Raw genomic sequence first — 12,595 nt, 5'->3', positions numbered from 1 at the left:
GCGCGCTGTCAGCAGCCGAGCCTGTCGGCGATCCCGCCAAAGTCCTTGGCGACGATGTCCCAATTGCCGGTGGCTTCGAAGTCGACCTTCTGGAGCGGACCGTACTCCGTCGGCCTCGCGACGAACGCGGTCTTCAGGCCGTTGTTCTGGGCGGCCGCGAGATCGCCGTTGTGGGCGGCGACCATCATCACCTCCTTGGGCTTGAGGCAAAGCAGCTTTGCTGCGCCGAGATAGGTCTCGGGATCGGGCTTGTAGTGCTCGAACAGCTCGGCCGACATGATGAGGTCCCACGGCAGTCCGGCGAACTTCGCCATTTTGGTGAGCAATGCGACATTGCCGTTCGATAGCGGCGAGATCACGAATTTCGACTTCAGCCGCGTCAGGCCCGCGACGCTGTCCGGCCAGGGATTGAGGCGATGCCAGCCCTTGGTCAGATAATCGAGATCGGCGTCGGTGAGGCCTTTGATCGAAAACTGCGCGACCAGCTTCTCCAGCGAGCGGCGGTGCAGATCATCCAGCATGACATAGCCGCGCTCGGGATGTTGCCGCACATCGTCCATCGAGGCCATGTACATGCCGCGCCAGCCATCGACCAGAGCGGTCCAGTCGGCGCTGATGCCGCGCTGCCTGCTCCACCACATGAAGTCCGAGATCAGGCTGGTGCGCCAATCCACGACGGTGCCGAACACGTCGAACACCAGGGCTTTGACGGCGGAGAGTTCGGACATGGCGCTTCCCGATTATTCTTATTGTCATTCCGGGATGCGCCGTTAGGCGCAGGCCCGGAATCCATACTCCCGATCGTGGTTATGGATTCCGGGCTCGACGCTTTGCGTCGCCCCGGAATGACGGGCAGTTGTTATGCCCTACTCAGTCCAGATGGAACTTCGCGAGCTCACGATGCTCGGCCTTGATGTAGCGCACGGTGCCGGTGACGGAGCGCATCACCACAGTCTCGGTCTCGATCACGCCGTCCTTGCGGAATTTGACGCCCGAGAGCAGCGAACCCGTGGTGACGCCGGTGGCGGCGAACAGGCAGTCGCCGCGCGCCATGTCCTCGATGCCGTAGATCATCTTGGGATCGTTGACGCCCATCTTGGCCGCGCGCTCGCGCTTCTCGTCGGAATCGAGGATGAGACGGCACTGCATCTGGCCGCCGATGCAACGCAGCGCCACGGCCGCGAGCACGCCTTCCGGCGCGCCGCCGGTGCCGAGATACATGTCGACGCCGGTATTGTCGGGATCGGCGCAATGGATCACGCCGGCGACGTCGCCGTCGGTGATCAGGCGCACGGCAGCGCCGGTCGAGCGTACGCTCTCGATGATGCTGGCATGGCGCGGACGATCGAGCACGAGAACCGTGATGCCGTCGGGCTGGACACCCTTGGCCTTGGCGAGACGGCGGACGTTGTCGGCCGGCGTTGCATCGAGATCGACGACGCCCTTGTTGTAGCCCGGCCCGATCGCGAGCTTCTGCATGTAGACGTCGGGCGCGTGCAGCAGCGTGCCGCCGTCGGCCATCGCCATGGTGGCGATCGAGCCCGGCATGTTCTTGGCGCACAGCGTGGTGCCTTCGAGCGGATCGACCGCGATGTCGACCTGCGGACCGGCGTTCAGGCCGACCTTCTCGCCGATGAAGAGCATCGGCGCCTCGTCGCGCTCGCCCTCGCCGATCACGATGGTACCCTCGATCGGGAGCTTGTTGAGCTCGCGGCGCATCGCATCCACCGCAGCCTGGTCGGCCGCTTTCTCGTTACCGTGCCCGCGCAGCCGCGCCGACGACACCGCCGCCCGCTCCGTCACGCGTACGATCTCCAACGTGAGGATGCGCTCGAGCAATGCGTGCGGGGGGACTGAAATATGGGTCGACATCGGCTTACTCCTTCGAACGGTTTTGGACAGAAGTCTCTGCCCGCATCAACTCTCAACGCCCACGGTTCGTTCGCTCAAACCGCCTCATTGTTTCAGCATGACCTTTCCGGAAAGCCGCCTCAACGCTTTGCGCTGGCGCGGCCCTCTGGGCCGGGGGTCACGCTCTAGTTCTTCTCGATCCGGATCACCTGCGGCCGTCCGCTGATCACCTTGTCCTTCTGCACGGCGGCGAGCGCGCGGCGCACCGCGTCCTCGTGCGTCGCATAGGTGATCAGGATGACGGGCACGGGGACCGCCTTGCCGTCGGCTGGCGCAGCGCCGCCATTGGGATGACGCTGCACGATCGACTCGATCGAAATCTTCTGCTCTGCCAGCCGGGTCGCGATCGCAGCCGCGGTGCCGGGGAAATCGCGCGCCAGAAGGCGGATGTAATAGCCGCCCTCGTGCCGCTCCATCGGCGCCTTCTTGGTGTCGCGCAAATGAGAAATCGGCCGGCCGAACGGATTGGCGCGGATGCCGCGCGCGGCATCGGCGATATCGGCGACGACGGCGGATGCCGTCGCGGCACCGCCGGCGCCGGGGCCGACCAGCGTGATCGGCGGAATGCCTTCACCGTCGATCGTGACCGCGTTGGTGACGCCCATCACCTGCGCGATCGAGGAGGATTTCGGAACCATGGTCGGATGCACGCGCTGCTCGATGCCCTTGGCGGTGCGCACCGCAACGCCGAGCAGCTTGACGCGGTAGCCGAGATCGGCGGCCGCGCGCAGATCTTCCGGCGCGATGGAGGAGATGCCTTCGACATACACTGCGCTTTGAGCAACTTTCGTGCCGAAAGCGAGGCTGGCGAGAATGGCGAGTTTTTGCGCGGTGTCGTGGCCGTCGACGTCGAAGGACGGGTTGGCCTCGGCATAGCCGAGCCGCTGCGCATCCGCGAGGCATTCGGCGAAGGACAGGCCTTCCTGCTCCATCCGGGTCAGGATGTAATTGCAGGTGCCGTTGAGGATGCCGTAGACGCGGTTGATGCCGGTTCCGGCAAGTCCCTCGCGCAACGTCTTGATGACGGGGATCGCGGCGCCGACGGCTGCCTCGTAATTCAGCGCGCCGCCGTGCTTTTCAGCGGCTTTCGCCAGTTTCAAACCGTGCTTCGCGAGTAGCGCCTTGTTGGCGGTGACCACTGACTTGCCGGCGCTGAGCGCGGCCTCGACCGCCGACAGCGCGGGATCGCCGGCGCCGCCCATCAGCTCGACGAAGCAATCGATGCCGGGATGCGTGGCGAGCGCCATGGGATCCTTGACCCATTCGACGCCGCGCAGGTCGATGCCGCGCTTCTTCGCCTTGGAGCGCGCGGTGACGGCAACGACGCGGATTCCGCGGCCGCTGCGGCCTGTAAGCACGCGGGCCTGCGTTTCAATCAGACGGACAACTTCGGCGCCCACGGTGCCGAGCCCCGCTATGCCCACTTTCAGGGGTGCAACCATGATGACTTAGAAAACCTGCCGAAGAGAACTTAACGCCGATTGGCGAGCGGAACGACGTTGTGCAACGTTTCGATGCCGCTTTCAAGGAAGCGTCGCACGCCGCGCGCGGCCTGCCTGATCCGTTGCTCGTTTTCCACCATGGCGATGCGGACATATCCTTCACCATGCTCGCCGAAGCCGACGCCGGGCGAGACCGCAACGCCGGATTTCTCCACCATCAGGGTCGCGAATTGCATGCTGCCGACGCTGCGGAAGGCTTCCGGCAGCGGCACCCAGGCGAACATCGAGGCCTCCGGCGGCGGGATCTCCCAGCCGGCGCGGCCGAACGATTCCACCAGCGCATCGCGGCGCTTGCGGTAGGTGTCGCGCATCTCCTTGATGCAATCGTCCGGGCCGTTGAGTGCGGCAGTCGCCGCGACCTGCACCGGCGTGAAGGCGCCGTAATCGAGGTAGGATTTGACGCGGGCGAGCGCTGCGATCACGCGCTCATTGCCGACCGCAAAGCCCATGCGCCAGCCGGCCATCGAATAGGTCTTCGACATCGAGGTGAACTCGACCGTGACGTCCATCGCGCCCGGCACCTGGAGCACCGAGGGCGGCGGATTGTTCTCGTCGAAATAGACCTCGGCATAGGCGAGATCGGACAGGATCAGGATCTCGTGCTTCTTCGCGAACGCGACGAGGTCCTTGTAGAAGTCGAGGCTCGCGACATAGGCGGTCGGGTTCGAGGGATAGCAGACGACGAGCGCCAGCGGCTTGGGGATCGAATGCACGATCGCCCGCTCCACCGCCTCGAAGAACTGCGGCGTCGGCTCCGACGGCACCGAGCGGATTACGCCGCCTGCCATCAAAAAGCCGAAGGCGTGAATCGGGTAGCTCGGGTTCGGACAGAGGATGACGTCGCCGGGCGCGGTGATCGCCTGCGCCACGTTGGCAAAGCCTTCCTTCGAGCCGAGCGTCGCGACGATCTGGGTGTCGGGGTTGAGCTTCACGCCGAAGCGGCGGGCGTAGTAGCCAGCCTGGGCCCGGCGCAGTCCAGGGATGCCGCGAGACGCCGAGTAGCGATCGGTGCGCGGCTTGCCGAGTGTCTCCTTCAGCTTTTCCAGCACATGCGAGGGGGCCGGCAGATCCGGATTGCCCATGCCGAGGTCGATGATATCGGCGCCGGCATTCCGCGCGGCCGCCTTGGCCCGATTGACCTGCTCGAACACATAAGGCGGAAGGCGGCGGATGCGGTAAAATTCTTCCATGGCTCTCTGGGCTCCGGGGCAACCGGTCAGGACAGAATCGACAGGCCAAGACGGCGCTTCGGAAACGCGTCCATTTCCGTCGTGAAAATTACTCAAAATCAAATGCTTAGAGCAATCATCGACGACGAAGACTGAAGTCGTTCGCCCTGACTCTCGGCTGAACCGTGGTCTTTTAGCACGGCAAGGCGGGGGCGCCAGCGATTACCTTGGAGCGGCTCATTTCGCATCCTTGCCGGCGACGGCCTGGCGATCGCGCGCGGCGGCGAGCTCAGCCTCGATCTTGGCACGTTGCTCCGGCGGGATGACCGCTTGATCGCGATCCGGCGGCAGGTCGTGCACCGGCAGATAGGTGCCGGGCTCCCTGGGATGCGCCTGCGCGTCCGTGGGCGTCATATCCGCGAGCTGGCTCGAGCAGCCGCCGACGGCAAGCGCCGCGATCAGCAGCGCGCCGCGGATCGGCAGCGTCTTTTGCAGGTCCCACAACGCCAACACTTGGGAAATCCCCTACTCGTCCCAAAGCACGGCCCCGGGCAACCTTACCCAAGACCGCGCCCAAGCTCAAACCATTGCTGCCCAAATGGTGCGAGCCAGAAAACAGCCAATGCCCACCAAGCCGAGCGGTGCGGCCCGAATGTGACGGAACCAAGAAGATTTGTCGCAGTGCAACACATCTTCGAGAGTGTTTAACGTCAAACATGCGAGCTTCGCGGTGACGAATACGGAATGAATCGTTACTGTTCTGCTCATGAGTATGGCCACGACCGATACGCCCAAACCCGAGACGAAGTTCGATGCGGAAGCCTTCGCGATGAATGTCGCGCGGGCGATGGAGAGCGGCGGCAAGGCGCTGGCCGCGTACCTCAAGCCGCGCGAGAGCGGCGAGGTGCAGGATCGCCCGCCGCCCGAGCTCACCGAGGTCGTCAAGACCTTCACCTCGGTCGCCGAATATTGGCTGTCGGATACATCCCGCTCCTCCGATCTGCAGACCAAGCTCGCCAAGGACTATCTCGACCTCTGGGGCTCGGCGGTGCGCCGCATGGCCGGCCAGGACGCGCCGCCCGCGATCGCGCCCTCGCCGCGCGACAAGCGTTTTGCCGACCCGGAATGGAAGTCGAACCAGTTCTTCGATTTCGTGATGCAGCTCTATCTGCTCACGACCAAATGGGCGCAGGAGCTGGTGCGCGATGCCGAGGGGCTCGATCCCCAGACCCGCCGCAAGGCGGAGTTCTACGTCCAGCAGGTCACCAACGCGCTCTCGCCGTCCAACTTCGTGCTGACCAACCCCGAGGTGCTGCGCGAGACCGTGACCAGCAGCGGCGAGAACCTCGCCCGCGGCCTGAAGATGCTGGCCGAGGACATCGCGGCCGGCAAGGGCATGCTGAAGATCCGCCAGTCCAATCCGGACAACCTCGTCGTCGGCGTCAACATGGCGACGACGCCGGGCAAGGTGATCTACCAGAACGAGATGATGCAGCTGATCCAGTATTCGCCGACCACGGAGACGGTGCTGCGCACCCCGCTCCTGATCGTGCCGCCCTGGATCAACAAGTTCTACATCCTCGATCTCAAGCCGGAGAAATCCTACATCAAGTGGTGCGTCGACCAGGGCGTCACCGTGTTCGTGATCTCATGGGTCAATCCCGACAAGCGGCTCGGCAACAAGAGCTGGGAAGACTACATGAAGGAAGGTCCGCTCACGGCGATGGACGTGATCGAGAGGGTCACGGGCGAGATGAAGGTGCACACCGCCGGCTATTGCGTTGGCGGCACCATGCTCGCGACCACGCTGGCCTGGCTCGCCGAAAAGCGCCGCCAGCGCGTGAGCTCGGCGACGTTCTTCGCGGCCCAGGTCGACTTCACCCATGCGGGCGATCTCCTGGTGTTCGTCGACGAGGAGCAGATCACGGCGCTCGAGCAGGACATGAAGGCGGCCGGCGTGCTCGAAGGCTCGAAGATGGCGATGGCCTTCAACATGCTGCGCTCCAACGATTTGATCTGGTCCTACGTCGTCAGCAACTATCTGAAGGGGCAGCAGCCGAGCGCGTTCGACCTCTTGCACTGGAATTCGGACGCGACGCGCATGACCGCGTCGAACCATTCCTATTACTTGCGCAATTGCTATCTGGAGAACCGGCTCTCCACCGGCACGTTGGTGCTCGACAACACGCTGCTCGATCTCTCCAAGGTCAAGGTTCCCGTCTACAACCTCGCTACCCGCGAGGACCACATCGCGCCCGCTGAATCGGTGCTGTACGGCTCGCAGTTCTTCGGCGGTCCGGTGAAATACGTGCTGTCGGGCTCGGGCCACATCGCCGGCGTCGTCAATCCGCCCGCCTCGAACAAGTACCAGTACTGGACCAACGACAACATCAAGGACGTCAACGTCGCGCAATGGATGAAGGACGCCGTGGAGCACAAGGGCTCGTGGTGGCCGGACTGGCGCCAATGGCTGGGCGAGCTCGATCCGGAGCAGGTCCCGGCGCGCAGCGTCGGCAGCGACGCCCTGCCCCCGATCGAGGACGCGCCCGGCAGCTATGTCAGGGTTCGCGCATAGCGGACTCTGCCGCGCTCTTGTATAGACTCGCTCTCAAGGCAGCAGCGACGACAGAGGGACCGGACTATGACGCGCGAATTGTTCTGGCTGACACTGACGGTGATCCTGACCGGCATCCTCTGGATTCCCTACACCATCAACCGGTGCCAGGTCCGCGGTCTCAGTGGCGCGCTGGCCAATCCCTCGCGCGGCGACAAGCCGCAGGCGGAATGGGCGAACCGCCTGATGTTCGCGCACGACAATGCGGTCGAGAACCTCGTGCTCTTTGCGCCGCTGGTGCTGATCCTCAACGCGATCGACTATTCGACAAAATGGACCGTGCTCGCCTGCGCCGTCTATTTCTGGTCCCGCGTCGCGCATCTCATCGTCTACGCGATCGGCATCCCGGTGTTCCGCACGCTGGCCTTCACCGTCGGCTTCCTCGCCCAGGCCGTGCTGGCGCTGGCGATCTTCAAGGTGGTTTGAGCAACGCTACCTTGGTCGTCATTCCGGGGCGGTGCGTAGCACCGAACCCGGAATCTCGAGATTCCGGGTTCGCCCTTTGGGCGCCCCGGAATGACTGAGCAAGCTTTCTTACTCCTCCGGCAATCCCAGCATCAGCCGCATGTTCTGCACGGCTGCGCCCGAGGCGCCCTTACCGAGATTGTCGAGCCGGGCGACCAGCACCGCCTGGTGATATTTGTCGCTGGCGAAGACGTAGAGCTCGAGCATGTTGGTCTCGTTGAGCGCCTCCGGCTCGATCCGGCCGCCCTTTGACGCTTCGTTCTGCAGCGGCATCACCGAGACGTATTTCGAGCCGGCATAACGCTTGGCGAGCGCGGCCTGGAGCGCCGCACCATCCGGCTTGCCGGGCAGCGTGTCGAGTTGCAGCGGCACCGAGACCAGCATGCCCTGCCGATAGTTGCCGACCGAGGGAATGAAGATCGGCCGCCGCGTCAGGTTCGAATAGAGCTGCATCTCCGGCAAATGCTTGTGCTCGAAGCCAAGGCCGTAGAGCTCGAAGGACGGTGCGCTGCCGTCCTCGAAGCTCGCGATCATCGACTTGCCGCCGCCGGAATAGCCGCTCACCGCGTTGACGGTGACGGGATAATCGGGCGGCAACAGGCCGGCATCGACGATCGGCCGCAGCAGCGCGATCGCGCCGGTCGGATAGCAGCCGGGATTGGAGACCTTCTTCGCCGCCTTGATCTTGCCGGCCTGGTCCGGCGTCAGCTCGGGAAAACCGTAGGCCCAGTCGGGCGCGACCCGGTACGCGGTCGAGGCGTCCAGCACCTTCGGGCCCGCAGCGCCCATGCTGTCGACCAGCGCCACCGTCTCCTTGGCGGCATCGTCGGGCAGGCAGAGGATGACGAGGTCCACCTCCTCCATCAGCGCCTTCTTGGCCGCGGGGTCCTTGCGCTTGTCGTCGGCGATCGTCTTCACGACGACGTCGTTCTGGAGCTTCAGCCGCTCGTTGATGCCGAGCCCGGTGGTGCCGGAGCCGCCATCGACGAAGACGGTCGCGGGCTTGGTGGCAGCGCCCTTCGGGGCCTGTTTGGTGTCAGCGAGGCTCATGATGCGCTCCCTTCGAGCATGTTCGTGTCGTCTGCAAAAACCTGCGGCCTTGCCTGCCGCATCAAATCTGAGAGCTGCTTGGCGACGGCATCGCCGGCGCTGAGCGCATTGGCGATCGCCGCATAGTCGGCGTCCGATTTGTGCTGGTTGAGCTTGAAGCTGCCTTCGACCTCCTCAACCGTCATCACCAGACCCACGATCGCCTTCTTCATCGTCTCGAGCCGTCCGGCAGTCATCTTGTCCGATGTCCACGGCTTCTTCGGCAGCAGCCAGTTCTCGAACTTGTCGCTGAGCGTGGCGATCTGCACCGCCAGCTCGTCGTCAGACAACATCCGCACCGGCCCGCTCAGATGCACCGACTGGTAGAGCCAGGTCGGCACCTGGTCCGGCGAGACGTACCAGTCCGGCGATACATAGGCATCGGGGCCATTGACCGCGAGCAGCCAGGACGCTGCGCCGTCCGCAAGCTTTAGCAGCGGATTGTGACGGGCGACATGAAAGGCGGCCTGCGGCGTGCCGTCGGCGGCATAGGTCAAATAGAACGGCAGCGGGGAAGCGACCGGTTTCTTGCCGTCAAAGGCGCACATGGTGCCGAAGCCGCGCTCTTCGGCGAACTTCAGGCTTGCGGCGCGGTCCTGCTTGAAAAAGGGTGGCGTGTACATCGTGGTCTCCTGCTGGGCCTCCTTGGGGGCCGCCGGATCAGATCGCGCTGACAGGAGAGAGAGTGCCGCGGATCGGATCCAGCGGCAAAGACGATGATCTCAAACGCGATCGACCGCCCAAACCGCTAAAGAGCGGCGGCGGCGACGGGCGAATAGGATGGTCGCAGCGTTGATCATGGCGCGCGGCTATAAGGCCAGATCGGGTTTCCGTCAAGGTTTCGGCGTCAGATGACCCGCCAGATCCATTCCATGATCTTGGCGAGCACGTCGCCGAACATCAGGAGCACGGCCGACCAGATCAGGGCCGAGACGAAATTGGCGGCCTGGAAGCTCCAATAGGGCATCTCGAAGATGCCGGCCGCAAGCGGCACCGAGGCGCGCAAGGGCCCGAAGAAGCGGCCGATGAAGATGCTGGGGATGCCCCAGCTGCGCACGAAAGCCTCGCCCCTGGGCAGGAGTTCCGGATAGCGAGAGAGCGGCCACATCTGGGCGACCTTCTCCTTGTAGCGGTAGCCGAACCAGTACGAAACCCAGTCGCCGAGCGCCGCGCCGAGTCCGCCGGCGATCCAGACCGGATAGAAGCTGATCCCGCTCGCCCCGATCAGCGCACCGATCGCGACCAGCGCGCCCCAGGCCGGGACCAAGAGCGAAATGAAAGCGAGCGACTCTCCGAAGGCGAGCACGAACACGATCGGGGCTGCCCAGGCCTGATGAGCGCGCACGAATTCGGCCAGGGCGTGCGCATACTGCTCCATCAAAAATAGCCTTCCCGCCCCGTCTCAAGGTGCTGCTCGATGAAAAAGACTGGTAAGCCAAGGGCTTGTGTGACATCAAGTCACAAAACTCGCCTCGCCGCGGACCGGCCGGTCAAATTGCCGGGAATTGCAGGGGCTACGGCGTAAAATCGCCGGGATTGGCTCCCAACGACACCGCCGGGCCCGCCCCGCGGTAACCTTTCCAAGTCAGAAGTGGCATAGTCGGCCTAACCGATTCGCCGCTTATGCGGCCCTCAAAGCGTATCAAGATATATGTCCAAGCAGTTGAAACCCAAAGCAAAAGACGATTTTTTCGGCGGCGACGAGCCGAAACCCCGGGCGCCTGCCAAGGCGGCTTCGCGCGGAACCGGCGGGGAAGCGGACTACACCGCAGCCGACATCGAGGTGCTCGAGGGCCTGGAACCGGTGCGGCGCCGGCCCGGCATGTATATCGGCGGCACCGACGAGAAGGCGCTGCATCATCTGTTCGCCGAGGTCATCGACAACTCGATGGACGAGGCGCTGGCGGGACATGCGACCTTCATCGGCGTCGAGCTCTCCGCGGATGGTTTCCTCACCGTCACCGACAACGGCCGCGGCATCCCGATCGATCCGCATCCAAAATTCCCGAAGAAGTCGGCGCTCGAAGTCATCATGTGCACGCTGCATTCGGGCGGCAAATTCGACTCCAAGGTCTACGAGACCTCCGGCGGCTTGCACGGCGTCGGCATCTCCGTGGTGAACGCCCTCTCCTCGTTGCTCGAGGTCGAGGTCGCGCGCAGCCAGAAGCTCTACCGCATGACGTTCGAGCGCGGACACCCCAAGGGCAAGCTCGAGGATCTCGGCAAGATCAACAACCGCCGCGGCACGCGCGTCCGCTTCAAGCCCGATACCGACATCTTCGGCGCCAAGGCTGCGTTCAAGCCGCAGCGCCTGTTCAAGATGACGCGCTCGAAGGCGTATCTGTTCGGCGGCGTCGAGATCCGCTGGAATTGCGCGCCCGAGCTGCTCAAGGGCGTCGAGGACGTCCCGGCGGAGGCGACGTTCCACTTCCCCGGCGGCCTCAAGGATTATCTGGCGGCAGCAATTCACGCCGACACGCTGGTGCACCCGGATATCTTCTCCGGCAAGTCCGGCCGCAATGGCGCGCATGGCGCCTGCGAATGGGCGGTGGCCTGGACCGCAGATGCCGACGGCTTCCTCTCTTCCTATACCAACACCGTCCCGACACCCGATGGCGGCACGCACGAATCCGGCCTGCGCAGCGCGCTGCTGCGCGGCCTGAAGGATCACGCCGAGCGCGTCGGCCAGGGCAAGCGCGCCTCGTCAATAACGTCGGAAGACGTGATGGTCGGTGCCGCCGTGATGCTCTCGGTGTTCGTGCGCGAGCCCGAATTCCAGGGCCAGACCAAGGATCGTCTCGCCACCGCGGAGGCGCAGCGCATCGTCGAACAGGCGATGAAGGATCCGTTCGATCACTGGCTCTCGGGCAATCCGAACATGGCCAACAGGCTGCTCGATTTCGTGATCGACCGCGCCGAAGAGCGGCTGCGGCGGCGGCAGGAGAAAGAGACCGCGCGGAAAACCGCCGGCAAGAAGCTGCGCCTGCCCGGCAAGCTCGCCGACTGCACCGACGCCGGCACCGAAGGCTCCGAGCTCTTCATCGTCGAAGGCGACTCGGCCGGCGGTAGCGCCAAGCAGGCACGCGACCGCAAGACCCAGGCCGTGCTGCCGCTGCGCGGCAAGATCCTCAACGTCGCATCGGCCGGCAAGGACAAGCTGACGGCCAACGCCCAGCTCTCCGACCTCGTGCAGGCGATCGGTTGCGGCCAGCTCCTGCAATACCGCGAAGAGGATCTGCGCTATCAGCGCATCATCATCATGACCGACGCCGACGTCGACGGCGCGCACATCGCTTCGCTGCTGATCACCTTCTTCTATCGGCAGATGCCGCGGCTGATCGACGAAGGGCACCTCTTCCTCGCGGTGCCGCCGCTCTACAAGCTCACGCACGGCACCAAGTCGGTCTACGCGCGCGACGACAAGCACAAGGAAGAGCTGATCAAGAGCGCGTTCAACGCCAACGCCAAGGTCGAGGTGAACCGGTTCAAAGGCCTCGGCGAGATGATGCCGGCGCAGCTCAAGGAGACCACCATGGATCCGAGCAAGCGCACGCTGCTCAAGGTGGTGCTGCTCGCCGACGATCGCGACACCACCGCGGATTCGGTGGAGCGGCTGATGGGCACCAAGGCCGAGGCGCGCTTCGCGTTCATCTCGGACAAGGCGGAATTTGCCAGCGAAGAGCTGCTGGACGTTTGAGTCCTCGGCGCTGCGGCGCTTCATCGAGAGCCCCGGCGACAAGCCGGGGCTCTTTTGCTTTGCGGGGGCGATGACGTCGCTGCGGTCCGGATGGCTTTGAGCGATTCCCGGCACCATCGTTGCGACTCGGCCAGCGACTCACGGCGCT

Annotated in this window: 11 protein-coding genes; 3 read left to right on the top strand and 8 right to left on the bottom strand. The window is 64.4% G+C overall.

Features of this window, described 5'->3' with window-relative positions:
• Nucleotides 1-8 precede the first annotated feature (8 nt).
• The 5 genes from GGD66_RS02965 to GGD66_RS02945 all read right to left on the bottom strand — a co-directional run bounded on the left by GGD66_RS02965 (nucleotide 9) and on the right by GGD66_RS02945 (nucleotide 5,095).
• Nucleotides 9-728, bottom strand: a complete 720-nt coding sequence (locus GGD66_RS02965; protein WP_183256836.1) for a haloacid dehalogenase type II — start codon at nucleotides 726-728, stop codon at nucleotides 9-11.
• A 142-nt stretch (nucleotides 729-870) separates the two neighbouring features.
• Nucleotides 871-1,872 (bottom strand): class II fructose-bisphosphatase, encoded by a 1,002-nt coding sequence (gene glpX / locus GGD66_RS02960; protein ID WP_018323059.1) that lies wholly within the window; start codon nucleotides 1,870-1,872, stop codon nucleotides 871-873.
• Between the two features lie 164 nt (nucleotides 1,873-2,036).
• Nucleotides 2,037-3,353 carry a homoserine dehydrogenase gene (locus GGD66_RS02955; protein ID WP_179730564.1) on the bottom strand — a complete coding sequence of 439 codons (1,317 nt, stop codon included), beginning with the start codon at nucleotides 3,351-3,353 and terminating at the stop codon, nucleotides 2,037-2,039.
• Between the two features lie 29 nt (nucleotides 3,354-3,382).
• On the bottom strand, nucleotides 3,383-4,603 hold the full coding sequence (locus GGD66_RS02950) for an LL-diaminopimelate aminotransferase (RefSeq protein WP_018323057.1): 1,221 nt from the start codon (nucleotides 4,601-4,603) through the stop codon (nucleotides 3,383-3,385).
• Between the two features lie 216 nt (nucleotides 4,604-4,819).
• Nucleotides 4,820-5,095, bottom strand: a complete 276-nt coding sequence (locus GGD66_RS02945) for a hypothetical protein (protein ID WP_049815128.1) — start codon at nucleotides 5,093-5,095, stop codon at nucleotides 4,820-4,822.
• 253 nt (nucleotides 5,096-5,348) lie between these two features.
• On the opposite strand from GGD66_RS02945, the gene GGD66_RS02940 reads away from it, so the two are divergent.
• The gene (locus tag GGD66_RS02940; RefSeq protein ID WP_183256835.1) at nucleotides 5,349-7,157 is read left to right on the top strand and encodes an alpha/beta hydrolase; all 1,809 of its coding nucleotides are present in this window, start codon (nucleotides 5,349-5,351) and stop codon (nucleotides 7,155-7,157) included.
• A 66-nt stretch (nucleotides 7,158-7,223) separates the two neighbouring features.
• Nucleotides 7,224-7,622 carry an MAPEG family protein gene (locus GGD66_RS02935; RefSeq protein ID WP_092258540.1) on the top strand — a complete coding sequence of 133 codons (399 nt, stop codon included), beginning with the start codon at nucleotides 7,224-7,226 and terminating at the stop codon, nucleotides 7,620-7,622.
• 108 nt (nucleotides 7,623-7,730) lie between these two features.
• On the opposite strand, the gene argC is transcribed toward GGD66_RS02935, so the two are convergent.
• The 3 genes from argC to GGD66_RS02920 form a co-directional block, all read right to left on the bottom strand.
• Nucleotides 7,731-8,711, bottom strand: a complete 981-nt coding sequence (gene argC / locus GGD66_RS02930; protein WP_183234176.1) for an N-acetyl-gamma-glutamyl-phosphate reductase — start codon at nucleotides 8,709-8,711, stop codon at nucleotides 7,731-7,733.
• On the bottom strand, nucleotides 8,708-9,373 hold the full coding sequence (locus tag GGD66_RS02925) for an FMN-binding negative transcriptional regulator (protein ID WP_183256834.1): 666 nt from the start codon (nucleotides 9,371-9,373) through the stop codon (nucleotides 8,708-8,710). Before GGD66_RS02925 ends, argC begins: the two co-directional genes overlap by 4 nt.
• A gap of 224 nt (nucleotides 9,374-9,597) precedes the next feature.
• Nucleotides 9,598-10,128, bottom strand: coding sequence for a DedA family protein (locus GGD66_RS02920; protein ID WP_018323051.1), 531 nt, complete (start codon nucleotides 10,126-10,128; stop codon nucleotides 9,598-9,600).
• 273 nt (nucleotides 10,129-10,401) lie between these two features.
• On the opposite strand from GGD66_RS02920, the gene parE reads away from it, so the two are divergent.
• Nucleotides 10,402-12,447: a DNA topoisomerase IV subunit B gene (parE, locus tag GGD66_RS02915; protein ID WP_018323050.1), complete on the top strand. Its 2,046-nt coding sequence runs from the start codon at nucleotides 10,402-10,404 to the stop codon at nucleotides 12,445-12,447.
• Nucleotides 12,448-12,595: the final 148 nt, after the last annotated feature.

This window comes from Bradyrhizobium sp. CIR48, from assembly GCF_014198315.1.
In the GTDB taxonomy this organism is placed as follows: Bacteria; Pseudomonadota; Alphaproteobacteria; order Rhizobiales; family Xanthobacteraceae; genus Bradyrhizobium.
The sequence above is the reverse complement of the archived record's forward strand: the minus strand, read 5'-3'. Positions and strand labels throughout refer to the sequence as shown.

Excerpts from the sequence above, each read along its gene's own strand:
- GGD66_RS02920 (WP_018323051.1), bottom strand. The coding sequence starts at position 10,128 with ATGGAGCAGTATGCGCACGCCCTGGCCGAATTCGTGCGCGCTCATCAG.
- GGD66_RS02925 (WP_183256834.1), bottom strand. The coding sequence starts at position 9,373 with ATGTACACGCCACCCTTTTTCAAGCAGGACCGCGCCGCAAGCCTGAAG.
- glpX (WP_018323059.1), bottom strand. The coding sequence starts at position 1,872 with ATGTCGACCCATATTTCAGTCCCCCCGCACGCATTGCTCGAGCGCATC.
- GGD66_RS02940 (WP_183256835.1), top strand. The coding sequence starts at position 5,349 with ATGAGTATGGCCACGACCGATACGCCCAAACCCGAGACGAAGTTCGAT.
- GGD66_RS02965 (WP_183256836.1), bottom strand. The coding sequence starts at position 728 with ATGTCCGAACTCTCCGCCGTCAAAGCCCTGGTGTTCGACGTGTTCGGC.
- GGD66_RS02935 (WP_092258540.1), top strand. The coding sequence starts at position 7,224 with ATGACGCGCGAATTGTTCTGGCTGACACTGACGGTGATCCTGACCGGC.
- GGD66_RS02955 (WP_179730564.1), bottom strand. The coding sequence starts at position 3,353 with ATGGTTGCACCCCTGAAAGTGGGCATAGCGGGGCTCGGCACCGTGGGC.
- argC (WP_183234176.1), bottom strand. The coding sequence starts at position 8,711 with ATGAGCCTCGCTGACACCAAACAGGCCCCGAAGGGCGCTGCCACCAAG.
- GGD66_RS02950 (WP_018323057.1), bottom strand. The coding sequence starts at position 4,603 with ATGGAAGAATTTTACCGCATCCGCCGCCTTCCGCCTTATGTGTTCGAG.
- parE (WP_018323050.1), top strand. The coding sequence starts at position 10,402 with ATGTCCAAGCAGTTGAAACCCAAAGCAAAAGACGATTTTTTCGGCGGC.